Annotated in this window: 13 protein-coding genes and 1 pseudogene; all 14 read right to left on the bottom strand. The window is 68.9% G+C overall.

The genetic code is table 11. The annotated features are described in order from the left end of the window. Window positions 1-150 precede the first annotated feature (150 nt). Window positions 151-2,520, bottom strand: coding sequence for a methyl-accepting chemotaxis protein (locus SLW56_RS10525; RefSeq protein WP_320694802.1), 2,370 nt, complete (start codon window positions 2,518-2,520; stop codon window positions 151-153). Window positions 2,521-2,533: 13 nt separating this feature from the next. Further along, window positions 2,534-3,304 carry a transporter gene (locus SLW56_RS10520; protein ID WP_017913687.1) on the bottom strand — a complete coding sequence of 257 codons (771 nt, stop codon included), beginning with the start codon at window positions 3,302-3,304 and terminating at the stop codon, window positions 2,534-2,536. 238 nt (window positions 3,305-3,542) lie between these two features. Further along, window positions 3,543-6,191 carry a methyl-accepting chemotaxis protein gene (locus tag SLW56_RS10515; protein WP_295969485.1) on the bottom strand — a complete coding sequence of 883 codons (2,649 nt, stop codon included), beginning with the start codon at window positions 6,189-6,191 and terminating at the stop codon, window positions 3,543-3,545. A gap of 383 nt (window positions 6,192-6,574) precedes the next feature. After that, window positions 6,575-8,818: a methyl-accepting chemotaxis protein gene (locus SLW56_RS10510; RefSeq protein ID WP_320694801.1), complete on the bottom strand. Its 2,244-nt coding sequence runs from the start codon at window positions 8,816-8,818 to the stop codon at window positions 6,575-6,577. Between the two features lie 466 nt (window positions 8,819-9,284). Beyond that, the gene (locus tag SLW56_RS10505; RefSeq protein WP_320694800.1) at window positions 9,285-11,552 is read right to left on the bottom strand and encodes a methyl-accepting chemotaxis protein; all 2,268 of its coding nucleotides are present in this window, start codon (window positions 11,550-11,552) and stop codon (window positions 9,285-9,287) included. A 747-nt stretch (window positions 11,553-12,299) separates the two neighbouring features. After that, complete coding sequence (locus SLW56_RS10500) at window positions 12,300-14,540, bottom strand: methyl-accepting chemotaxis protein (RefSeq protein WP_320694799.1); 2,241 nt, start codon at window positions 14,538-14,540, stop codon at window positions 12,300-12,302. A gap of 480 nt (window positions 14,541-15,020) precedes the next feature. Further along, window positions 15,021-17,024 carry a chemotaxis protein CheA gene (locus SLW56_RS10495; RefSeq protein WP_148827701.1) on the bottom strand — a complete coding sequence of 668 codons (2,004 nt, stop codon included), beginning with the start codon at window positions 17,022-17,024 and terminating at the stop codon, window positions 15,021-15,023. A 31-nt stretch (window positions 17,025-17,055) separates the two neighbouring features. Further along, window positions 17,056-17,421, bottom strand: a complete 366-nt coding sequence (locus tag SLW56_RS10490; RefSeq protein ID WP_010341778.1) for a response regulator — start codon at window positions 17,419-17,421, stop codon at window positions 17,056-17,058. Beyond that, window positions 17,418-17,726: an STAS domain-containing protein gene (locus SLW56_RS10485; protein WP_010341777.1), complete on the bottom strand. Its 309-nt coding sequence runs from the start codon at window positions 17,724-17,726 to the stop codon at window positions 17,418-17,420. Before SLW56_RS10485 ends, SLW56_RS10490 begins: the two co-directional genes overlap by 4 nt. A 109-nt stretch (window positions 17,727-17,835) precedes the next feature. Continuing rightward, on the bottom strand, window positions 17,836-19,086 hold the full coding sequence (locus tag SLW56_RS10480; protein ID WP_320694846.1) for a chemotaxis protein CheW: 1,251 nt from the start codon (window positions 19,084-19,086) through the stop codon (window positions 17,836-17,838). A gap of 224 nt (window positions 19,087-19,310) precedes the next feature. Beyond that, entirely contained in the window at window positions 19,311-20,093 is a 783-nt protein-coding gene (locus SLW56_RS10475; protein ID WP_017910758.1) for a ParA family protein, read from the bottom strand. Between the two features lie 143 nt (window positions 20,094-20,236). Further along, window positions 20,237-21,040 (bottom strand): annotated as a pseudogene (gene motD, locus SLW56_RS10470) (flagellar motor protein MotD); the annotation flags it as partial. A gap of 7 nt (window positions 21,041-21,047) precedes the next feature. Next, complete coding sequence (locus tag SLW56_RS10465) at window positions 21,048-21,788, bottom strand: flagellar motor protein (protein WP_010341770.1); 741 nt, start codon at window positions 21,786-21,788, stop codon at window positions 21,048-21,050. A gap of 358 nt (window positions 21,789-22,146) precedes the next feature. Beyond that, entirely contained in the window at window positions 22,147-23,898 is a 1,752-nt protein-coding gene (locus tag SLW56_RS10460; protein WP_320694798.1) for a chemotaxis protein CheA, read from the bottom strand. Window positions 23,899-23,901: the final 3 nt, after the last annotated feature.

The raw sequence follows: 23,901 nt of genomic DNA, 5'->3' as shown, positions 1-23,901 counted from the left end.
AGAAAAGTGAAGAAAGGAAACCCAATGTCGTGCCGTACAACATGCCGCCATCGCTCGAAGGTGATATCGGCGTGACGGCGTAGTTCTCGATGCGTCGTTGGTCGTAAGACGCTTCCCGACGCTGTCTGATTCATTTCCCTACACGGCTCCTCAAGCGGTGAGCGGCTGCCACTGGGTGCCGATCGCGTCGGCGAGGGCCTGCGCGTTCGGTTGAGGCGCCTGCGTGGCATGCGGCGTTGCAGCAGTGGCCGAATGGCCGGCCACCACCGCGGCGACGAAGGCTGGGGAAGGGGCGGCACGCGTGGCATGCTGTTCCAATCGGAACACGGCCACCGCGTCGCTCAGCTGCGCCGCCTGGTCCTCCATCGACCGCGCCGCCGCCGTGGCTTCTTCGACCAGGGCAGCGTTCTGCTGGGTGCTCTCGTCCATCTGCGTGACGGTGCGGTTGACCTGCTCGATGCCGGCGGACTGCTCCTGCGAGGCGGCGGAAATCTCGCCCATGATGTCGGTGACGCGGCCCACCGAGGCCACGATCTCCTGCATGGTCTGGCCGGCGCGCTGTACCAGTTCCGCGCCGGTGGCGACGCGGCCGACCGAGTCGTCGATCAGACCCTTGATCTCCTTGGCGGCGTTGGCCGAGCGTTGCGCCAGCACCCGCACCTCGCTGGCGACGACCGCGAAACCGCGGCCCTGTTCGCCGGCGCGTGCGGCTTCCACCGCGGCGTTGAGCGCCAGGATGTTGGTCTGGAAGGCGATGCCGTCGATCACCGAAATGATGTCGGCGATCTTCTTCGATGCGGTCTCGATGCCGCTCATGGTGTCCACCACCTGGCCGACCACCGCGCCGCCTTGCGAGGCGACCGCGGCGGCGCCGGCGGCGAGCTGGTTGGCCTGGCGCGCGTGCTCGGCGTTCTGCTTCACCGTGGCGGTCAGCTCTTCCATCGAGGCGGCGGTTTCCTCCAGGCTGGCGGCCTGCTGTTCGGTGCGCTGCGACAGGTCGCTGTTGCCCTGGGCGATTTCGGTGGCGGCGCTGTGGATGTCGCCGGCGGCGCGCTGGATGCGGCCGACGATGTCGGCCAGGCGCTCGGCGGTGCCGTTGGCGTCGTCGCGCATGGTGGCGAAGATGCCGTGGAAGTCGCCGTGCATGCGCGCGCCGAGATCGCCGTCGGCCAGCGCGCTGAGCAGCCGCGAGACCTCGGCGATGCTGATCGCGTTGGCGTCGAGCAGGCCGTTGAGTTGCTGCGCCAGCATCAGGAAGAAGCCCTGCTTGCCGGTGCGGTCGATACGCTGCGACAGGTCGCCGGCGGCGGCGCTGCGCACCACCGCGGCCACTTCTGCTTCCACCCGGGTCTCGGCGGTGCGGTCGCGCCATTCGCAGACGAAGCCCAGGTGCGCGCCCTCGGCATTGCGGATGGCGGAAATCTCCTGGGCGATGCAGACCTCGCGGTAGCGCACCTCGCGCTGCGCCGCGCCCTGCCGATCCAGCCGCTGGTAGATCTCCGCATCCTGCGAATTGCCGACTTCCAGCAGCGCCACCGATTGGCCCAGCAGCGGCGCGGAACGGTCGAATGCCGGCGCGCAGGCGCGGATGTCCTCGGCGTGGGTCTGCAGCAGGCTCTGCAGCGCGGTGTTGGCGTAGATGATGGTCAGGTCGGGATCGGCGATGTACATGCCGGTGGAGGCGTTGTCCAACGCGGTGCGGATGCGCAGGTTTTCGGCGGCGACGCTGCGCTCGCGTTCGATGCGCTCGCGCAGTTCGCGCTGCATCCGCGCCAGCGCCGCCATCAGGCTGCGCCCGTGCCTGGCCGCCACCGGGATGGGCTGGTCCAGGCGGCCCTCGGCGATGTGCTGGGCCGCGTCCATCGCCACCCGCGGCTCGCCGCCGAGCAATTGCGCGACCGAGCGCAGGATCCAGGCCGCGGCCGCGGCCAGGCACAGCACGGCCACCAGCACCGCGCCGGCCTGCTGCCAGGTGGCGCGCTGGCTCTGCTGTTCGGCGGCTTTGCGGCTCTGCTCGTTCAGCGCCAGGATGCTGTCGCTGATCGTGTCCATCTCGGCTTCCAGCCGCGTGAACTGCGCGGTGAAGTCGGCATAGGCGGCACTGCTGTCGCCCTGCGACTCGGCCAGCGTCACCACCTTGTCGGCGGCGGCGATGTAGCGCTGCAACGCCGGTCCCGCCGCATCCAGTTGCGCGCGCAGGGTGCCGTCCAGCGGCAGCTTCTGGTTGTCGTCCAGCGCCTTGCGGAACTCGCCGGCGTGTTCGCCCAGCGCCGCGCGCGCCGCCTTGACCCCGTCCGCATCCTGGTGCGCCGCCGCCAGCAGCGCAGCGGTGACGTCGCCACGCAGTGCGTCATGCATCATGTCGGCCTGCATGTGGTTGCGCAGCGCGTCCGAGGACACGACCTGCGCGGCGACCGAGCGCAGCAGCCCCTGCTGCGCGCCGTAGCCGACCCCGCCCAGCGCGAGCAGGGCGAGCACCGCCACCAGCACCAGGATCCCGAGCATATGCATGATTTTCATCGGTGTGGCCCGATCAGAAACGGAAGGACAGGCCCGCGCCGAGCGCGTGGTCCGGCGAACGGTCGTTGAGGCCGCGGCTGTACACCACGTCCAGCTGCACGTCCTGGGTGAGCAGCCAGGCCGAGCCGATGTCGAGCAGGGCGATGGTGCCGCCGTCGTCGGCATGCGCGATCTGCGGCAGGGCCAGCTCCACGAACGAGCGGGTGCGGTCGTTCCAGGCCTTGCCCAGCACCACGCCGAAGATGCCGGCGGTGTAGCGATGTCCGCCGTCGCCTTCGTCGCGGATCACGCCCGGCATCATGCCCAGGGACACGCTGTCGCTGAGTTCCCATTCGGCCACCAGGCGGAACGAGGGGCGTGCACCGCTGCCGCGTACGTTGCGCGCGCCGCTGGGCAGGTCCACGTGCAGCAGCCAGGCCAGCGAGGCGCCGCCGATCTCGCTGGCCAGGTGGTGCTTGAGGCCCAGCGAGATGTCGGAGAAGCCGGAGACGTCGCCGCCGACGGGGACGTCGATGGTCTGCCAGCCGTCGGTCTCCAGGCGTAGTTCCCAGGTCGGGCCGATGCCGTAGCGGAACAGGGTGGGCGTGGCATAGCCATCGACATCGCCGTCGCGTTCCCAGGCCACGCTGGTTTCCACCTGCAGGCGACGGTCGCCGACGGTGAGGCTGGATTCGACGAAGTCCGGTCGATCGGTGGCGATCGGCTCGGCCTCGGCATGGACATGGCCTGCGAGGCTGGCGAGGCCGCACAAGGTCAGACAGGTGGCGATAACGCGTCGCTTCATGGCGGCTCCCGTGGCGGTTCGGTCGGAACCGTGGATCCGGGCGCAGTGCGGCCGGCGCCGGGGCGCGCGTCGCGGCGCCCATGGCATGGCAGTTCCGCTTTCTATATCGACCCTTAATACACTTTCTTTACGAGCGTGACGCGCTAAGCGCTCTGTGGGACGTCGTCACCCGCTGCCCGGCAGCCGCACCGCGAGACGCACAGCGCGCCTCGCGGTGGCAGCGGGGCGCTGCAGCGGCTCAGAACTCCTGCCACTGCCCGTCGTCGGTCGACGCGGTCGCGCGCGGGACCGCCCGCAGCGGGGCCGCTGCCGGTCGCCGCGGCGTTGCTGCCGGGGCGGCCGGAGCAGGCGGAGCAGGGCGGCGCACAGGCGCCGGCGCGGCGCTCGCCACCGCGGCGCTGGTGTCCAGCTTGAACAGGGCCACGGCCTGGTTGAGCTGGCCGGCCTGGTCTTCCATCGAACGCGCCGCGGCGGTGGCTTCCTCGACCAGCGCGGCGTTCTGCTGGGTGGCCTCGTCCATCTGGGTGATGGTCTGGTTGACCTGCTCGATGCCGGCGGACTGCTCCTGCGAGGCGGCCGAGATCTCGCCCATGATGTCGGTGACGCGCTGCACCGAGGCGACGATCTCCTGCATGGTGGTGCCGGCCTGTTCGACCAGGGCGGAACCTTGTGCGACACGGCCGACCGAGTCGTCGATCAGGCCCTTGATCTCCTTGGCGGCATTGGCAGAGCGCTGGGCGAGGGTTCGCACTTCGCTGGCGACCACGGCGAAGCCGCGGCCCTGTTCGCCGGCACGCGCCGCTTCCACGGCCGCGTTCAAGGCGAGGATGTTGGTCTGGAAGGCGATGCCGTCGATCACGCTGATGATGTCGGCGATCTTCTTCGACGAGGCCTCGATCCCACTCATGGTCTCGACCACCTGGCCGACCACCGCGCCGCCCTGCGAGGCGACCGTGGCTGCACCGGTGGCGAGCTGGTTGGCCTGGCGGGCGTGCTCGGCGTTCTGCTTGACCGTGGAGGTCAGCTCTTCCATCGACGCAGCGGTCTCTTCCAGGCTGGCCGCCTGCTGTTCGGTGCGGCGCGACAGATCGTCGTTGCCGGCGGCGATCTCGGCCGCGGCGCCGTTGATGCTGACCGCGGCGGTCTGGATGCGCGCGACGATGGCGGCCAGCTGTTCGGTGGTGGCATTGGCGTCGTCGCGCATGGTGGCGAACACGCCCTGGAACTGGCCGTGCATGCGCGCGGTCAGATCGCCGGCGGCGATCGCTTTCAACAGCGTGGACAGCGCCTGCAGGTTGCCATCGGCGGTGGCCATCAACTGATTGAGGCTCTCGACCATCAGGCGGAAGTCGTACTGGAAGCGCTCGGCGTCGCCACGCACGCTGAAGTCGCCGGCGGCGGCGGCGCCGGCCAGGTGCTTGATCTCGGTGTTCATCGCGGTGAGGTTGCGCTTGACCGTGTCCATGGTTTCGGTCAGCACCGCCTTTTCGCCGGGCAGCCGATCCATGTCCTCGGACAGGTCGCCGATGGCGTAGCGGCCCATGATCTGCGCCAGGCGCATCTTGACCGCGATATGCGAGGCGGCCAGGGCGTTGCTGTCGTGGACCATGCGCCCGTAGTCGCCGGGGAAGGCCGCTTCGTCCATGCGGTAGCTGATCTCGCCGGCGTCGTGGCGCTGGGCCATCTCCTTCTGCGCGTCGAGTACCGCGCGCAGCTGCTGCTGCATGCGTTGCAGCGATCCCAGCAGCTGCCCCAATTCGTCGTTGCGCGGATACTGGATGCGGCTGTCCAGGCGGCCGGCGGCGACCGCGCTGGAGACTTCCACCGCACTGGCCAGCGGCTTGACCACCAGCCGCCGCAGCAGCAGGTAGAGTCCGCCGCTGAGCAGCAGCGCGGCGCACAGGCCGACCGCCACGATGGTCCACAGCAGGCTGCGCGCCTGCGCCATCAGCACCGCCTTCGGCACCGCCACGCCCAGCGCGAAGCGCTCCTGGGCCTGGCCGATCTGCAGCGGCACATACACTTCCACGTCGGTGGCGCCGGTCTGCGGATCGACGGTGTCGCGGCCGACGGTCTTGCCCTGGGCGATCTCGGCCAGCAAGGCGCGGGTGGCCGGATCCTGCAGCTTCTTGCCGACCAGTGCCGGATCGCGGTCGGCGACGATGGCGCCGCCCGGCGAGAGCAGGCGCACGCGGCCGGCACCGAGCGGGCGCAGCTTGGCGACGCGCTGCTGCAGCGTGGCCAGGCCGAAATCGGTGGTGACCACGCCCAGGAACTTGCCGTCTTCCAGGATCGGCGTGCTGACCGTGGTCATCAGCACCTTCTTGCCGGCGATCTCGTAATCGTAGGGTTCGGCGACGGTCGGCCGCAGCAGCTTGCGCGGATTCAGATACCAGTCGCCGGCGCCGGCCACGTCGTAGTCGCGCAGCGGATCGCGCACCAGTTTCCCGTTCTGCCAGGACCAGTACACCATGTAGCGGCCGCTGGCGTCATGGCCTGCGCTGTTGACGTAGTCCGCGTCCTTGCCGTCCAGCGCCTGCGGTTCCCATAGCGTGCCCATGCCGGTCCAGTCCGGATGCTGCTGCAGTTCGCGGCGCAGGCTGTCGCTGAACAACTCGCGGGCCTTGTCGTGGCCGCGCTGGGCGAGCAGGGCATTGGCCAGCGCCTGGTTGGAGACCGCGGAGGCGCCGATGGTGTTGCCGATGCGCTCCGATTCCAGGCGCGCGGTGTCGGTCATGCCGACCTTGGCGGAGGCGAGCAGGGCGGAACTGCTGCGGGCGTAGATGATGGCGGCGGTAATGCCGAAGCACAGCAGGGCGATCGCGGCCACGCCGAGCATCAGGCGGGTGGCGACACTGCTCGGGCGAGTGGAGGACGTCGTGGACATCGCGGTCGTCTCGATGGAGAGGAGGGAAAGATCGCGCTGTCGTGGACCGGAGCCTGTTGCCTGCGGGCACAGCAGACCGGAGCGGAGACGTGCGCGACCTTCCGGTTATCGGCACGGCGTCCCAGAAATGTAGGGCGTGTTTGTGGTGCAACGCCACACGCGCCCCGGCACCGGCCATGCGGCCGGAACCGGATGCTCTGTCGGTCGCGTTGGACGGCACCGCATCGCGATCGTTCCCCGATCACGGCATGTCGAGCGTCGGGCGCGGCGCCGAGCCGCACGACCAAGGCGGCTCGGCGGCCGACAGGACGATGACAACGAAAAAGCCCCGGGAGCGATCGCTCCCGGGGCCGTCGACGCGGACCGGCGGCGACCGCGCGTGCTCAGAACTCCTGCCAGCTGTCGTCGCCCGCCGTGACCGCGACCGGCCGGGCCGATTGCCGGACCGGGCGGGCGGCGGGCTTGGCCACCGGCTTGGCCGCCGACCGGGCGGCCGGGCGGCTCGGTGCGCTGGCGACAGCCGGATGGCCGAGCGGGGCGCTGCTCGCCTCGATCTTGAACACCGCCACGGCCTGGCTCAGTTGGCCGGCCTGTTCTTCCATCGAACGTGCGGCGGCGGTGGCTTCTTCCACCAGCGCGGCGTTCTGCTGGGTGGTTTCGTCCATCTGGGTGACGGTCTGGTTGACCTGCTCGATGCCGGCGGACTGTTCCTGCGAGGCGGCGGCGATCTCGCCCATGATGTCGGTCACGCGCTGCACCGAGGTCACGATCTCCTGCATGGTCTTGCCCGCCTGGTCGACCAGCGCCGAGCCCTGGGCGACACGGCCGACGGAGTCGTCGATCAGACCCTTGATCTCCTTGGCGGCGTTGGCCGAGCGCTGGGCGAGGGTGCGCACTTCGCTGGCGACCACGGCGAAGCCACGGCCCTGTTCGCCGGCACGCGCCGCTTCCACCGCCGCATTCAAGGCAAGAATGTTGGTCTGGAAGGCGATGCCGTCGATGACGCTGATGATGTCGGCGATCTTCTTCGAGGACGCCTCGATCCCGCTCATGGTCTCGACCACCTGGCCGACCACCGCGCCGCCCTGCGAGGCAACCGTGGCTGCACCGGTGGCGAGCTGGTTGGCCTGGCGGGCGTGCTCGGCGTTCTGCTTGACGGTGGAGGTCAGTTCCTCCATCGACGCGGCGGTTTCTTCGAGGCTGGCGGCCTGTTGCTCGGTCCGGCGCGACAGATCGTCGTTGCCGGCGGCGATCTCGCTGGCGGCGCCGTTGATGCTGACTGCCGCGGTCTGGATCCGCGCGACGATCGCCGCGAGCTGTTCGGCGGTGGCGTTGGCATCGTCGCGCATGGTCGCGAACACGCCCTGGAACTGGCCGTGCATGCGCGCGGTCAGGTCGCCGGCGGCGATGGACTGCAGCAGTGCCGACAACGCCTGCAGGTTGCCGTCGGCGGTGGCCATCAACTGGTTGAGGCTCTCGACCATCAGGCGGAAGTCGTACTGGAAGCGCTCGGTATCGCCACGCACGCTGAAGTCGCCTGCGGCGGCCGCGCCGGCCAGGTGCTTGATCTCGCTGTTCATCGCGGTCAGGTTGTGCTTGACCGTGTCCATGGTTTCGGTGAGCACGGCCTTTTCGCCGGGCAGGCGGTCCATGTCCTCGGACAGGTCGCCGATCGCGTAACGGCCCATGATCTGCGCCAGGCGCATCTTGACCGCGATATGCGAGGCGGCCAGCGCGTTGCTGTCGCGGACCATGCGCCCGTAGTCGCCCGGGAACACGGTTTCGTCCATGCGGAAGCTGATCTGGCCGGCGTCGTGGCGCTGGGCCATCTCCGCCTGCGCGGCGAGCACCGCCTGCAACTGGCTCTGCATCTTGTCCATGCTCAGCAACAGCACGCCGGCCTCGTCCTTGCTGCGCAGGTCGATGGCATTGTCGAGCTTGCCGCGGGCGATGGCATCGGCCACGCCGATCGCGGTGCCCAGGCGCTTGAGCAACTGGCGGCGGATCACGATCGCCATGCCGATCGCGGCCACGATCACCAGCAGGTTGCCCAGCAGCACCGCCCACTTGTTCTGCGCGCGCACGGCGATCAGGGTGTCGGTGCGCTTGGCCAGCAGGCCGCGCTCTTCGTTGGTGAAGTCGCGGAGCAGGCCGCGGATCTCCTGCATCGCCTTGCGGTCGCGGGCCTGGCTGAACGCGGCGGCGATCTGCGCGGGGTCATTGGACTGCGCGCGCAATGCAGTGATCTGCTTTTCCACGCCGACGAGGTTGTCGAACGCAGCATGCAGCTTTTCCAGCCGCGCCTGCTGGCGCGGATTGTCCGCCGTCAGGCGCTTGGCTTCGGCATAGTTCTTGTCGAACGCGGCCAGGCCGTTGGTGAACGGCTGCAGGTGGTCCTTGTTACCCGACAGCAGATAGCCACGCGCACCGGTCTCGACGTTGAGGGCATCGATTTCCATCATGTCGCCGGTGCCCATCACCTTGTAGGTGTGGTCGTTCATGTCGGCGGCGTTGTTGAGCGAAGAGAGGCTGCTCAGGCTGATCGAGCCGATGATCACCGTGATCAGCACGATGATCGCGAAACTGAGCGCGAGCCTGGCGGAAAGACTGAGATTCTTGAGCGTCATCGTCGTGGTCCTGGTGGAAAGGTGAAGCGTTGGGGATGGCGTACCCCTTGCCTGAGTCGATGTCCGCGGGGGCGCTGGGTGGTGCCTATCTATTTCGGCTGCGCATCGAAAACATGCAATTGATAGTTTTTGTAGATTTAATAGATGTTTACGATTGAAACTCAATCGGCGATTTGGCGTTTCTTTGCTCCAGTCGCCTTGTGACAACTCTTGTTCAAATTTGTAGACAATTTGTGTGTGCTCACGCCGTATCGGCGTGTGCGCTCTGTTCTTTAAGGCGGGATGGTGCGGATTTAGATGCGCTTCACGTTGACTTCACTCCGACAGGGATTGGCGTCGCGCTTTTTCCGGGCGCCACGCCCGTCGATTCGCCTCCAGCCGTGTGGAATGACTCAAAAAAAGAGCCCGGGAGCTGGCGCCCCCGGGCTTCGTTACCCGTGTCAGTGGGATGCGCGGTGAAGCGCGATCAGAACTCCTGCCAGTCGCCACCGCCCGCAACCACGTCTGTGGTCTTGGCTGCAGCAACGGCCACCGGCCGGCGTGCGACCGCTGGTGGTGCAGGCATCTTGGCCGGTCGCTTGGCGCCGACGCTGGCGAGCGCGGCTGGCGGCGCGGCGCGGCGCGGTGCCGTCGGCGCCTGCTGGTCGATCTTGAACAGGGCCACGGCCTGGCTGAGCTGGCCGGCCTGGTCTTCCATCGAACGCGCGGCGGCGGTGGCTTCTTCCACCAGGGCGGCGTTCTGCTGGGTGGCCTCGTCCATCTGCATCACGGTCTGGTTGACCTGCTCGATGCCGGCCGATTGTTCCTGCGAGGCGGCGGAGATCTCGCCCATGATGTCGGTGACACGCTGCACCGAGGCGACGATCTCGTGCATGGTCTTGCCAGCCTGGTCGACCAGCGCCGAGCCCTGGGCGACGCGGCCGACCGAGTCGTCGATCAGGTCCTTGATCTCCTTGGCCGCACTGGACGAGCGCTGGGCGAGGGTGCGCACTTCGCTGGCGACCACGGCGAAGCCGCGGCCCTGCTCGCCGGCACGCGCCGCTTCCACCGCCGCATTCAAGGCCAGGATATTGGTCTGGAAGGCGATGCCGTCGATGACGCTGATGATGTCGGCGATCTTGCGCGAGGAGGCCTCGATGCCGCTCATGGTCTCGACCACCTGACCGACCACCGTGCCACCCTGCGAGGCGACCGACGCGGCGCCGGTGGCGAGCTGGTTGGCCTGGCGGGCGTGTTCGGCGTTCTGCTTGACCGTGGAGGTCAGCTCTTCCATCGACGCGGCGGTTTCCTCGAGGCTGGCGGCCTGCTGCTCGGTGCGGCGCGACAGGTCGTCGTTGCCGGTGGCGATCTCGCTGGCGGCGGCGTTGATGCTGACCGCGGCAGTCTGGATGCGCGCGACGATGGCGGCCAGCTGTTCGGTGGTGGCGTTGGCGTCGTCGCGCATGGTCGCGAACACGCCCTGGAACTGGCCGTGCATGCGCGCAGTCAGGTCACCGGCGGCGATCGACTGCAGCAGGGACGACAGCGCCTGCAGGTTGCCGTCGGCGGTGGCCATCAGCTGGTTGAGGCTCTCGACCATCAGGCGGAAGTCGTACTGGAAGCGTTCGGCGTCGCCACGCACGCTGAAGTCGCCGGCGGCCGCCGCACCGGCCAGGTGCTTGATCTCGCTGTTCATCGCGGTCAGGTTGTGCTTGACCGTGTCCATCGTCTCGGTGAGGTTGGCTTTCTCGCCGGGCAGGCGATCCATGTCTTCGGACAGGTCGCCGATGGCATAGCGGCCCATGATCTGCGCCAGGCGCTCGGTCACCGCGATGTGTGCGGCGGCCAGGGCATTGCTGTCGCGGACCATGCGCCCGTAGTCGCCGGGGAAGACGCTCTCGTCCATGCGGTAGCTGATCTGGCCGGCATCGTGGCGCTGGGCCATATCGGCCTGCGCGGCCAACACGGCCTGCAGCTGCTGCTGCATGCGGCCCATCGCGTTCAACAAGCGGCCGGTTTCGTCGCGGGCCTCGGTGCGCACGGCATTGTGCATGTCGCCATTGGCGATGGCCTCGGCGGTGCGGGTGGCCAGGCCCAGCGGTGCGGTCAGGCTGCGGGTGATGACCAGCGCCAGCAAGGCGCTGAGTACCAGGGCCAGCACGGTACCGCCGATCAGCAGCATGCGGCCACGGTGCATCGCGTCCAGCGCCGCCTGATAGCCTTCGGCGGCCTGCGACTTCTGCCGATCGGCGAACTCGCGGATCTTGCTCTGCCACGCCAGGGTTGCCGGCAGCGCTTCGCGGTTGAGCATCTCCAGCGCCTGGGCATTCTCGCCCTTTTCGCCCAGCGCGACGATGGCGTCGTTGATCTGTTTCGCAGCGGCGCGCTTGGCGTCCATGTCGGCGCGGATGACGCGGCCGCCGGCGGTGCTGGACAGCTTGTCCATCTTGGCGCGAGCCTCGGCGTAGCGCTCGCGCTGCCGATTGAAGGTCTCCAGCGCCTCTTGCCGCATCGTCGCGTTGGTGGAGGTGGTATAGGTGCTCAGCGCAACCAGCACGGAGGAGTTGGCGTCGAGCATCTGGTTGCTGAACTCGATCTTCGCCATGCGGTCCAGCACGATCATGTCCAGGTGCTTGCGCGCCTCGGCCATGCCGGACAGCCCGATGATCACCAGGACCACCGAAAGAAGAATCAGCACGCCGAAGGCCGCCGACAGGCGCACACCGACGTTGTAGCGTTGCAGAAAGCGGGTCATTTCACATCTCCAAGGGGCGAAAAGGCTGCTCGGCGCGCAGGGGTGCGACGTCGGCGGTGGACGTGGGCTGACGCGGACGGCCTGCGCTCTAGGCGGCGCCAGTCACATGGCGTGATGACGGGCGACGCGACAGGCGGGTCGTGCGAAAGCGCCGCACTCGCGACGGTGACCATGGCGTTGGCATGCCCGAGTTCCGCCTGTAATCGCCGACGGCGTCGGTCGATCGCTCGGTGGATGCGTCTTCGGTGTCGCAAGACCGCATGCATGGTGGCCCCCCGTGTACGAATGAAGGAACGACGCGTGTTGTGGCGCGCCGGAGATCCCGGGTGTAGGCAAGCTGACGAAACGGACCAAGGAACGGCAAGTCGAAGCTGCGCGCGTGCCGAAGGCAGGCGCGAAAAGGAACAGTCGTCAGGGCTGCGGTTTCCCCGTTCGGTTTTGCGACTTCAGCGATCGGCGCATGCACCGAGCGATCCCTCTGAAGCGCCGAAGGACCTCCCCAGGCCCTGTCGGCACGCACCGGTGTAGACAAAAAGCGTGCGCTCGATTTGGTATCGACAGGCGCAGGAGATTCTTGAGCGCCTCAGTGCGGTCGTGCCGGCAGTGGTTGCCGTACGCCGCGTCGATGGAGACGATGCGGGCGCCAGCCAGCCAGCCTGGCTGGCTGCCCCGCACCGACATCGCGGCATCGCCTATCGAGCGGCCGTGCAGTGCACGGCCGCGCATCGACGCGACTGGGGCGAGGACTCAGAACTCCTGCCAGTCGCTGCTGGCCGCCTGGGCAAGCGCAACGGACTGCGGCGCCGGCCGCGGCTTGCGTGGCGGCGCAGACGGCACGCTGCGTGGGGCGGGGCGGGCCGTCGACGCGACCGCGATCGATGCGATTGCCGGCAGGGTATCCAACTTGAACACGGACACCGCATCCTGCAACTGCGTGGCCTGTTCCTCCATCGAGCGCGCGGCGGCGGTGGCCTCTTCCACCAGGGCGGCATTCTGCTGGGTGGTCTCGTCCATCTGGGTGACGGTCTGGTTGACCTGCTCGATCCCCGACGCCTGCTCCTGCGAGGCCGCCGAGATCTCGCTCATGATGTCGGTGACGCGCTGTACCGAGGCCACGATCTCGGCCATGGTCTCGCCGGCCTGGCGTACCAGGGTCGAGCCATTGGCCACCTGGTCCACCGAGTCGTCGATCAAGCTCTTGATCTCCTTGGCCGCATTCGAGGAACGCTGGGCCAGGGTCCGCACCTCGCTGGCGACCACCGCGAAGCCGCGACCTTGTTCGCCGGCACGCGCCGCTTCCACCGCCGCGTTCAAGGCCAGGATATTGGTCTGGAAGGCGATGCCGTCGATCACGCCGATGATGTCGGCGATCTTCTTCGACGAGGCCTCGATGCCGCTCATGGTTTCGACCACCTGGCCGACCACGCTGCCGCCTTGCGAGGCCACCGAGGCGGCACCTGCTGCCAACTGGTTGGCCTGGCGCGCGTGCTCGGCATTCTGCTTCACCGTGGAAGTCAGCTCCTCCATCGACGCAGCGGTTTCTTCCAGGCTGGCCGCCTGCTGCTCGGTGCGGCGCGACAGGTCGTCGTTGCCGGCGGCGATTTCGGTGGCAGCGGCATTGATGCTGACCGCCGCGGTCTGGATGCGACCGACGATGCCGGTCAGTTGTTCGACGGTGGCGTTGGCGTCGTCGCGCATGGTGGCGAACACGCCGTGGAACTCGCCTTCCATGCGCGCGGTGAGGTCGCCTGCGGCGATGGCCTGCAGCAAGGCCGACAGCTTGCCCAGGTTGTGGTCGCTGACCTCCATCATCGCGTTGAGGTCCTGCACCATCAGCCGGAAATCGTGCTGGAAGTGCGCCGCATCGCCGCGGGCGCTGAAGTCGCCGGCCGCCGCCGCGGCGGCCAGACGCTTGATCTCGGTGTTGATCGCCAGCAGGCTGGCCTTGGCCGCATCCATCGACTCGTGCAGGACCGCGCGGCTGCCGGGCAGGCGCCGGGCGTCGCGGCGCAGGTCGCCGTTGGCGTATTCGTTGAGCACGCCGATGGCGTCGACGATGGCGTCCAGGTGCTCGAACATCATGGTGTTGATGCCCTTGCTCAGCTCGCCGTACACGCCCGGGAAGTCCTGCGGCATGCGGTGGGACATGTCCTTGTCGGCATGCAGTTCGATCATCAACGCGGTTTCGCTGGAGAAGCGCTGCAACTGGGTCTGCATGCGGCCCATCGCGACCAGCAGGCGGCCGGGTTCGTCGCGCGCATCGGTGGCCACGTCGTTGTCCAGGCGTCCATCGGCAATGGCTTCGGCGGCGCGGGTGGCCTGGTTCAGCGGTCCGGTCAGGCTGCGGGTGATGGTCCAGGCCAGCAGGCCACTGACGATCAGCACGGCCAGGCCGCCGCCGAGCAGCATGTTGCGGCCATCGGTCATCGCCTCGGTGGCCGTGGCATAGGCCTGCTTCATCTGCGCGTCCTGGATATCGGCGTTTTCCCGAATCTTGGCCTGCCAGGCGGCTGTGGCCGGTCGCGCCTTTTCGTTCAATAGGGCTTGCGCTTCGTCGTTGCGATTGGCCGCGCCGAGCGCAATCACCTGATCGTTGAGCTTGCCTGCGACCGCCCGTTGCGCATCGATCTCCGCACGCAGCGTGCGGATGCGCTCGCTGGTTGAAGGGAACGCATCGAGTTGCTTGCGCATCTCCATGTAGTGCGCGCGATGTTGCTTGATTTCTGCCAGTGCTTCCCGGTTGAGCTGTTCGCTGCTCACCATTGCCAAGGTGCCGAGCGCGACCAGGATGTTGGCGTTGTCGTCGAGCATGCCGTTGCTGATGCGGATCTTCTCGACGTTGATCTTGACGATATGGTCCAGCTCGTTCCGCGCCCGCGACATGGACAGCAGGCCGGCCGCGACCAGCAGGCAGGACAGCAGGATCAATAGGCCGAACGCGCCGCCGAGGCGGCGGCCCACGTTGTAGCGTTGCAAGAGCGACGTCATGTTGGAACCCCCTGAAAATGGACGAGTCACTGCGTGGTCGTTAACAGGGAAAACCGGTCGTAATGCTGGTTTCATCTGTGATGAAGTGCGTAAAACAGGCGAAAGGCATGCGGAAACATGCGTTCAAGCCACGCCAACACGGCACACGATGCGTTTTCCCCACTGCTGCAGCACGGCTTCAGCGACCGGCAGCTCCTCCGATCGCTCCCCTGAAGCGCCGGTTCCACCTCCCCAGGTGTGACCGGCACGCACATGTAGACAAAAACTGTGCGCTCAATTGGCTATCGGCAATCGCGGCGGGTTCTTTAGGGCCGCGTTGCGGTGTTTGCAGGTCGGATGGCGGGCACCTGCGTGCAGCGCGCGCCCTGTCTCTGGCGACCATGTACGCAGAGACGCGGATCTGCAGCGCGCACCGCAAACAAAAAGCCCCGGCATCGCTGCCGGGGCTCGTGTGTGGCGTGGCGCGGGAGGGCGGGGCGGTCAGGCCGCCTGCTGCACCCGCAGCGAGCGGACCAGGCCACCGATGTCCACGATCAGGGCGACGCGGCCGTCGCCGAGGATGGTGGCACCGGAGATGCCGCTGATGCGCCGGTAGTTGTTCTCGATGTTCTTGACCACCACCTGTTGCTGGCCGATCAGTTCGTCCACTTCCAGCGCCAGCTTCTGCCCGTCGGCCTCGACCACCACCACCAGCGGTTCTTCGCTCTGCTCGATGCGGCCGAAGCCGTAGGAGTCGCTGAGCGAGAGGATCGGCAGGTACTCGCCACGGACCCGCAGCACGCGGCCTTCGCCGGCCATGGTGCGGATGTCGTCGGCCTTGGGCTGCAGCGCCTCGATGACGTAGGCCAGCGGCAGGATCAGGGTTTCGCCCGACACCGCCACGGTCATGCCGTCGAGGATCGCCAGGGTCAGCGGCAGGCGGATCAGCACGCGGGTGCCGCGGCCGGATTCGCTTTCCAGCTGCACTTCGCCGCCCAGGCCCTGGATGTTGCGGCGGACCACGTCCATGCCGACGCCACGGCCGGACAGGTCGGTGACCGCGTCGGCGGTGGAGAAGCCCGGGGCGAAGATCAGGTCCCAGACCTGCGCATCGCTCGGGTTGTCCGGCACGGCGATGCCGCGTTCGGCGGCCTTGGCCAGGATGCGGTTGCGGTTGAGGCCGGCGCCGTCGTCGCTGACTTCGATGACGATGTGGCCGCCCTGGTGCGAGGCCGCCAGGGTGATGGTGCCGGTCTCGTCCTTGCCGGCGGCGCGGCGCGCCTCCGGCAGTTCCAGGCCGTGGTCGATCGAGTTGCGCACCAGGTGCACCAGCGGATCGGCGATCTTCTCGATCAGGCCCTTGTCCAGCTCGGTGCCCTCGCCGATCGTGCGCAGGCGCACCTGCTTGCCGAGGCGGGTGGAGAGGTCGCGGACCAGGCGCGGGAAGCGGCGGAACACCGCGTCCACCGGCAGCATGCGCACGCCGATCACCGCTTCCTGCAGGTCGCGGGTGTTGCGTTCGAGCAGGTCCAGGCCGGCGAACAGGCGCTCGGCCACGGCCTGGTCCAGGCCGGTGGAGACCTGCTTGAGCATGGCCTGGGTGATGACCAGTTCGCCGACCAGGTTGATCAGCGCGTCGACCTTGTCGACGCTGACGCGGATCGAGCTTTCCGCTTCGTGCGCGGCGGCGGCGTTGCCGGCCGGCGCATTCGCGGCCACGGCAGCGGCCGGGGCGGCGGTGGCGGCGGTCGGCGGCGCGGTCAGCACCGGCGCCGGCGCGGTGGCCAGGCTCGGCGGCGGCACCGGGCGGATTTCCAGCTCGCAGTCGTCGATGACCCAGGCGAAGGTGTCTTCGATCGCGCTGCGCGGGATCTTGCCGACCAGGCCCAGGTCCCAGGCCAGGTAGGCCTCGAGCGGATCGAGTTCGGCGAAGCCGGGCAGGCGCGTGCTGCGGCAGGCGACCTGCAGCGGGCCGAGGTGTTCGAGTTCGCGGATGATGCGCAGCGGGTCGTTGCCGCTCATGAACAGCGACGGCGCCGGGGTGAAGCCGATCTGCCAGGCTTCCGGCTCGGCCGGCTGGTTCGCCGCCGGGGTGGCGACGGTGGGCGCGGCCGGGCCGCCGTTCAACGCGTGCTGCAGGCGCTCGTGCACGGCCTTGACCGCGGCCGGATCGGCCGGGACGCCGTGTTCGGCTTCGCGCAGCAGGGCGCGCAGCACGTCCACCGAGCCGAGGATGGCGTCGATCGCGTGCGCTTCGACTTCGCGCTTGCCGGCGCGCAGTTCGTCGAGCAGCGTCTCCAGCACGTGGGTGAGGCCGGCCATCGCCTCGAAACCGAAGGTGGCGGCGCCGCCCTTGATCGAGTGCGCGGCGCGGAACACCGAGTTGATGGTCTCGGGGTCGCGATTGCCTTCTTCCAGCGACAGCAATCCGGCTTCCATCGCGTCCAGCCCTTCGCGGCTTTCCTCGAAGAAGGTGGCGTGGAAACGTTGCAGGTCCATGCTCATGGGGCGGGAATCCGGAAAAGGAGGGGAGGGATCAGCCCAGGACTTTCTGGACGGTGGCGATCAGCTGTTCGGGATTGAACGGCTTGACCAGCCAGCCGGTCGCACCGGCCGCCTTGCCCTCGGACTTCTTCTCCGCCGCCGACTCGGTGGTCAGCATCAGCATCGGGGTGAACTTGTAGTCCGGCAGCTGCCGCAGTTCGCGGATCAGGGTGATGCCGTCCATGTTCGGCATGTTGACGTCGGTGACCACCGCGTTGAAGCGCTGGCCCTTGGCGCGGCCCAGCGCGACCGCGCCGTCTTCGGCTTCTTCGACGGCAAAGCCGGCCGAGGTGAGGGCGAAGGAGACCATCTGGCGCATCGACGCCGAATCGTCCACTACCAAGATACGTGCGCTCATGCCGCGTTCTCCACAGATTTCAGATTGTCAGGGGTTGCAGGAAGGCCCAGCGATTCGCTGACCCCTAGCAGGCGTGCCGCGTCGCGAAAGGTGGCGTTGCAGGCCTCGAATTCGGTGCGCTTGCCGTCCTTGCGACGGGCATCGACGAATGCGCACAGCACCTGTACGGATGCGGTATGGATGCGGCGGACTTCGCCGGCGTCCAGCCGCAGCACGTCGTCCGACGCAAGGAACGCGGTCAGGCGTTGTTTCAGGTCGGCGCTGGTCTCGATACCGAGATCTTCGCCAAGGGGGACTGTGCTCATCATTGCTCCGCACCAATGGTTCTATGGCAGATAACGGCCGTGGCCTGAAAAGCTTTAGCGGCGGTTGGAAAGTGCGGCACCGTTCCCAGTTGCCGCCCGCCGGCCCGGGTCAGTGCAGCAGTTGCTCGGCGTCGAGCAGGATCATCGGCTGCTGCGCCAGCCGCGCCACGCCGCGGAACAGATGGTTGGAAATGCGGCAGATGCGGGCGTTGTCCGGCGGCTCGATCTGCTGGTCGCTGAGGCTGGCCACGTCTTCCACCGCGGACACGCGCAGGCCCAGGGTCTCGCCGTTCTCTTCCAGCACCACCACCCGGGTCTGCATGTCCATCTCGATCGGCGCCGCGCCCAGGTGCACGCCGAGGTCGAGCACCGGCACCACCTGGCCGCGCAGGTTCATGATGCCGAGCATGGCCGGCGGCGTGCCGCGCAGCGCCAGCAGCGGCACCGGCAGCACCACTTCCTGCACCTTCAGCAGTTCCAGGGCGTAGGCCTGCTCGCCGCAGCGCAGGCGCAGCCAGCGGGTGCGGCGCTCGGCCAGGCGTTCGGGGGCGATGGCCGAGCCATGCGGCACGGCCGGTGCCATGAAGGCCTGCAGGTTCGGCGGCAGCTTGGCGCCGGCGGCCTGGGCGCGGCTGGCTTCGGCGCGGCGTTCCGGCGGCACCGCCATCGGCGGACGCTTGACCGCGCGCGCGGCGGCGGCATCGTCTTCGGCGGCCAGATCGCGCGGCACGGCGGCACGCTGCCGCTCCATCGCCGCGACCGCATCCAGGTCGGCTTGGCGCTCGGCCTGCTGGGCCGGCGTCAGCGCGGCGGGCGCCGGTGCTGCTTGCGACATGATGCCGGCCAGGGCCGGATCGGAGTCGGCTTCGGCCAGGACCGCGGCGGCGATTTCTTCGGGCGTCGGACCGGCGGGCGCGGGTGCCAGCGCCTGCTGCGACATGATGCCGGCCAGGGCCGGATCGGAATCGGCTTCGGCCAGGACTGCGGCGGCGATTTGTTCGGGGGTCGGGCCGGTCGGGGCAGGCGCCAGCGCCTGCTGCGACATGATGCCGGCCAGGGCCGGATCGGAATCGGCTTCGGCCAGGACCGCGGCGGCAATCTGTTCGGGCGTCGGACCAGCCGGCGCGGGCGCCAGCGCCTGCTGCGACATGATGCCGGCCAGGGCCGGATCGGCATCGGCTTCGGCCAGGACCGCGGCGGCGATCTGTTCGGGCGTCGGACCGGCCGGTGCGGGCGCCAGCGCCTGCTGCGACATGATGCCGGCCAGGGCCGGATCGGAATCGGCTTCGGCCAGGACCGCGGCGGCGATCTGTTCGGGGGTCGGGCCGGCCGGTGCGGGCGCGAGCGCCTGCTGCGACATGATGCCGGCCAGGGCCGGATCGGAGTCGGCTTCGGCCAGGACCGCGGCAGCGATCTGCTCCGGGGTCGGTCCGGCAGCGGCCGGGGCGGGCGCCGTCGTCGCGGCGTCCGCTTGCACGTCGGCGACCGCGACCGGCGCGGGGCTCGGCGGCACGGCCTTCTGCTCCTCGGCGATCACGTCGTGGAGCAGGCCTTCCAGATAATCGTCGATGATCCCGGGGGTGCTCATGCGGCTTGCTCCATCGGCGTGGCGTCGCTGGCGATCAGCCATTCCAGCGCGCGGCGGTAGGCGGCCAGGCCGCGGCCCGGGTAGTCGCCCGGCACGCCGGCCACCGTCAGCGCCTTGACGTTGCAGATCTTGGTGTCGACCGGGATGGCGTCTTCCCACACCCGCTCGCCGTAGCTGTCCTGCATCTGCCGCAAGGTCTCGTTGCCGGCGCGGGTGCGCTTGTCGAACAGGGTCGGCAGGATCGACGCGGGCAGCGGCCGGCGCCGCGAGCGCTCGACCATGTCCACGGTGCGGACCATGCTGGCCAGGCCGTGCAGGGCCAGGGGCTCGGCCTGGGTCGGGATGATCACGCGGTCGGCCGCCGCCAGCGCGTTGATCATCAGCAGGCCCAGGGTCGGCGGGCAGTCGAGCAGGATGTAGTCGTGCTGGCCGGCGTGGCGGGCCATGGCCTGCTGCAGCGCCAGGCCCAGGCCGGGCTGGTTGGCGCTGCGCCGTTCCAGCGTGGCCAGCGCGGTCTGCCCGCAGACGAAGCTCAGACGCTCGACCGCGGTGTCGCGGGCCAGCGCGGCGAGTTCGCCCGGCGGGGTCGCGAACAGGTCGAGCACGCCCGGCGGCTGCGGTTCCTGCGGCACGTCGAAGGCCCGGGTCAGCGAGGCGTGCGGATCGAGATCGAGCATCAGCACGCGGTGCCCGAGCATGGCCAGCCCACGGCCCAGGGCCAGCGTGGTGGTGGTCTTGCCCACGCCACCTTTCTGGTTGGCGATCGCCCAGATGCGCATCAGTTGACTCCTTCAATGGCAGGTACTGCGCGGGGGCCGCCGGCGTTGCCGGGGGCCGCCGCGGCGGGGGGTGTCGGGGTGGCCGGTGCGGCGCCGGCGCTCAAACGATCGGAGGCCGACGGCGTCGCATCGCCGCTGTCGCCGGAGTCGGCCAGGATCACCAGCACCACGCGGCGGTTGGCGTTGCGGCCTGCCGGCGTGTCGTTGCTGGCGCGCGGGCGGAACTGGCCGTAGCCGATCATCGACAGCCGCGAGGGCTGCAGGCCCTGGTCGGCGAACAGGTGGACCACGCTGGCCGCGCGCGCCGCCGACAGTTCCCAGTTCGAGGGGAACTGCGCGGTGGCGATCGGGGTGTTGTCGGTGTAGCCCTCCACGCGCACCCCGTTGGGCACGCCGGACAGCACCTGCGCCAGTTCGGACAGGGTGGCGCGCGCGCTCTGGTCGAGCGCGGCCGAGCCGGAGCCGAACAGGATGTCGCTGTTGATCTCCACTTCGATCCACAGCCCGGCGCGGCGCACGGTGATCAGCTTCTTCTGGATCAGCGGCGCCAGCGCGGCGCCGAGGCGATCGGCGATGCTGTCGAGCTGGCGCTGCGCGCGTCGCAGCTGCTGCGCGTCGCGCAGGTCGTCGCCGCGCTGCGCGTTGCCCGAGGGCAGGCGGTTGGGATCGGGCAGGGTCAGCGCCGGGCTGGACTTGATCGGGGTCGGCCGCTCGCCGCCCTGGCCCTGCAGCGCGTGGTCGCCGACCTGCACCGGACGCAGGGTCGTCGGGGTGCCGCCGAACGCGGCGCTCATCGCGTCGGCCATGACCCGGTACTTGGCTTCGTTGATCGTGGACAGCGCGTACATCACCACGAAGAAGGCGAGCAGCAACGTCATCAGGTCGGCATAGGGGATGGCCCATGCCTCGTGGTTGGCGTGCTCGTCGTGGGAGTGCTTGCGGGCCATTCGGAACTCAATGCAAGAATCCGGCCAGTTTCGATTCGATGTTGCGCGGGTTCTCGCCCTGGGCGATGGCGATCAACCCTTCGATGATCATTTCGCGCTCGCCGCAGCTGTGCTTGATCACGCTCTTGAGCTTGGCGGCCATCGGCAGGAACAGCAGGTTGGCCGAGGCGATGCCGTAGATGGTGGCGGTGAACGCGGCGGCGATGCCGTGGCCGAGCTTGCTCGGGTCGGCCAGGTTCTTCATCACCGCGATCAGGCCCAGCACTGCGCCGATGATGCCCAGGGTCGGTGCGTAGATGCCCATGCCCTCGAACACCTTGGCCGCGGCCAGGTCGCAATGTTCCTGGCCTTCCAGGTCGATCTCCAGCATGTGCCGGATCGCTTCCGGCTCCACGCCGTCCACCAGCATCTGCAGGCCCTTGCGCACGAACGGATCCTGCTGCTGCGGCACCTGGTTCTCCAGCCCGAGCAGGCCCTGGCGGCGCGCGATGTTGCTCCATTCCACGATCTGCTTGAGCAACGCCTGGCGGTCGCTCGGCGGCGGCCACAGGATCCACTTGGCGATCTGGAACGCACGGCGGAACACGGACGGCGGGGTGTGCACCAGGATCGCCGCGACGGTGCCGACGATCACGATGACGAACGCAGCCGGCGACCACAGCGCCGAAATGCCGGCGCCCTTGAGGATGCTGCCGCCGATGAGCGACAGAATCGCCAACAGCAGGCCGATGAGACTGAGCTTGTCCATGCAGGAGGTATCGGCCAGGGGGCTTGGGACTTGATGGGTTGGCGGCCGGGAATGGGGAATGGGGAATGGGGAATCGATGAAGCCGGGATTCGGGAATGGGGATTCGGGAATCGCAAAAGCGCGCGCACGCCAACCGCTCATCCCGGCTCTATCGCGTCGCGGCTGAAGCCGCTCCCACATTGGGGAGTGAGGTACACGGGAGCTGCTGTTGCGATTCCCGAATCCCCATTCCCGAATCCCAGCCTCACCGCGTCGCGGCTAAAGCCGCTTCTACGGCGGAATCAGGGGAAAACGAAGCGCCAGGGAACCCGCTCTTACGATTCCCCATTCCCCATTCCCCATTCCCCAATCCCGGCCTTCAGGCCTTCAAGCCATCCACATCCAGGATCAGCGCCAGGCGGCCGTCGCCGATGAGGGTGGCGCCGGCGTAGCCGGGCAGGCCGCGCAGCGAGCGCGGCAGCGGCTTGATCACCACTTCCTCGCGGCCGCGGACCTGGTCCACGACCAGGCCCATGCGCGATTCGCCGGCCTGCAGCACCACCACGGTGAGCAGCGGCAGTTGCGGGGCGTCGATGTTGAGCCACTGGCGCAGGTCCACCAGCGGCAGGGTGTGCGACTGCCGGTCGAGCACGGCGCGGCCGTCGAACCAGCCCAGCGAGCGGCGCGGGGCGTGCAGCACTTCCACCACGCGCGCCAGCGGCAGCGCGTAGACGGTATCGCCGGCCTGCACCAGCAGGGTCGGCAGGATCGCCAGGGTCAGCGGCACGCGGATCAGGAAGCGGCTGCCGCGGCCCAGTTCCGACTGGATCTGGATCTGCCCGCTGAGTTCGCGGATGCGCGACTGCACCACGTCCATGCCGACGCCGCGGCCGGAGATGTCGGTGACTTCGGATTTGGTCGAGAAGCCGGGCAGGAACACCAGGTGCAGGCATTCCTCGGTGGTCAGGCGGGCGGCGGCCTCGGGGTCGATCAGGCCCTTCTCGCGGGCCTTGGCGCGCAGCCGTTCCGGGTCGATGCCGGCGCCGTCGTCCTGCACCTCGATGCTGACGTAGTCGCCTTCCTGCTGCGCCGATAGGCGCACGTGGCCGCCGCGCGGCTTGCCGGTGGCTTCGCGCAGCGCCGGGGCCTCGATGCCGTGGTCGATCGCGTTGCGCACCAGGTGCACCAGCGGATCGGCCAGCGCCTCGACCAGGTTGCGGTCCAGTTCGGTGTCGGCGCCGATCAGTTCCAGCTCCACTTCCTTGTTGAGCGAGCGGGCGACGTCGCGCGCCACCTTGGGGAAGCGCGAGAACACCTTGCCGACCGGCTGCATGCGCGTGCGCATCACCGCCGACTGCAGGCGCGCGGTGGCGATGTCCAGGCTGCTGACCGCGCGGTCCAGTTCCTCGTCGCGCAGGCGCACGCGTAGGGTCTTGAGGCGGTTGCGCGAGAGCACCAGTTCGCCGATCAGGTTGACGATCGCGTCCAGGCGCTTGGTGTCCACGCGCACGGTGTGCTCGGGCTCGGCGGCCTTGACCGGGGCGGCCGCGGCCTTGGGCGCGGCGCTGGGCGCGCGCGGCGCCGGCTGCAGCGCCTGCGGCGTGGCCGTCGGCGGCGCATCGCCGTGCAACTGGTCCAGCAGCGCCTCGAATTCGTCGTCGCTGATCAGGTCTCCCGCGGCCGCCGCGGTGGCCGGGACGGCGGCGGGCGCAGGCGCGGCGCTCTTCGCGGGTGCCGGTGCCGGCGCGTCGTCGCCGTGCGCGTCGAACTGCGCGATCAGCTCCGGCGGCGCGCGCGGCGGCTCCTGGCCGCTGCCGAAGGCATCGAGCATCGACTGCAGGTAGTCCAGCGACTGCTGCGCGGCGTCGAAGTGTCGCGCCTGCAGGGTGGCCTGGCCGGCGCGGGCCATGCCCAGGGTTTCCTCCGCGGCGTGGCACAGCTCCACCATGGCGTTGATCGCCAGGAAGCCGGCGCCGCCCTTGAGCGTGTGGAAGCCGCGGAACACGGCGTTGAGCTGGCCGCTGTCCTCGGGCGCCTGCTCCAGCGACACCAGTTGCTCGCCGAGCCGGTCCAGGATCTCCTGGGCCTCGATGATGAAGTCGGCAGCGATGTCGTCGGGTACGGCGCTCATAGC

It is taken from the genome of Xanthomonas sp. LF07-6 (assembly GCF_034105445.1).
GTDB classification, from domain to species: domain Bacteria; phylum Pseudomonadota; class Gammaproteobacteria; order Xanthomonadales; family Xanthomonadaceae; genus Xanthomonas_A; species Xanthomonas_A sontii.
The sequence above is the reverse complement of the archived record's forward strand: the minus strand, read 5'-3'. Positions and strand labels throughout refer to the sequence as shown.

Coding starts and splice junctions, on each gene's coding strand:
- SLW56_RS10520 (WP_017913687.1), bottom strand. CDS start 3,304: ATGAAGCGACGCGTTATCGCCACCTGTCTGACCTTGTGCGGCCTCGCC.
- SLW56_RS10490 (WP_010341778.1), bottom strand. CDS start 17,421: ATGAGCGCACGTATCTTGGTAGTGGACGATTCGGCGTCGATGCGCCAG.
- SLW56_RS10525 (WP_320694802.1), bottom strand. CDS start 2,520: ATGAAAATCATGCATATGCTCGGGATCCTGGTGCTGGTGGCGGTGCTC.
- SLW56_RS10460 (WP_320694798.1), bottom strand. CDS start 23,898: ATGAGCGCCGTACCCGACGACATCGCTGCCGACTTCATCATCGAGGCC.
- SLW56_RS10480 (WP_320694846.1), bottom strand. CDS start 19,086: ATGTCGCAGCAGGCGCTCGCGCCCGCACCGGCCGGCCCGACCCCCGAA.
- SLW56_RS10495 (WP_148827701.1), bottom strand. CDS start 17,024: ATGAGCATGGACCTGCAACGTTTCCACGCCACCTTCTTCGAGGAAAGC.
- SLW56_RS10475 (WP_017910758.1), bottom strand. CDS start 20,093: ATGCGCATCTGGGCGATCGCCAACCAGAAAGGTGGCGTGGGCAAGACC.
- SLW56_RS10465 (WP_010341770.1), bottom strand. CDS start 21,788: ATGGACAAGCTCAGTCTCATCGGCCTGCTGTTGGCGATTCTGTCGCTC.
- SLW56_RS10510 (WP_320694801.1), bottom strand. CDS start 8,818: ATGACGCTCAAGAATCTCAGTCTTTCCGCCAGGCTCGCGCTCAGTTTC.
- SLW56_RS10485 (WP_010341777.1), bottom strand. CDS start 17,726: ATGAGCACAGTCCCCCTTGGCGAAGATCTCGGTATCGAGACCAGCGCC.
- SLW56_RS10500 (WP_320694799.1), bottom strand. CDS start 14,540: ATGACGTCGCTCTTGCAACGCTACAACGTGGGCCGCCGCCTCGGCGGC.
- SLW56_RS10515 (WP_295969485.1), bottom strand. CDS start 6,191: ATGTCCACGACGTCCTCCACTCGCCCGAGCAGTGTCGCCACCCGCCTG.
- SLW56_RS10505 (WP_320694800.1), bottom strand. CDS start 11,552: ATGACCCGCTTTCTGCAACGCTACAACGTCGGTGTGCGCCTGTCGGCG.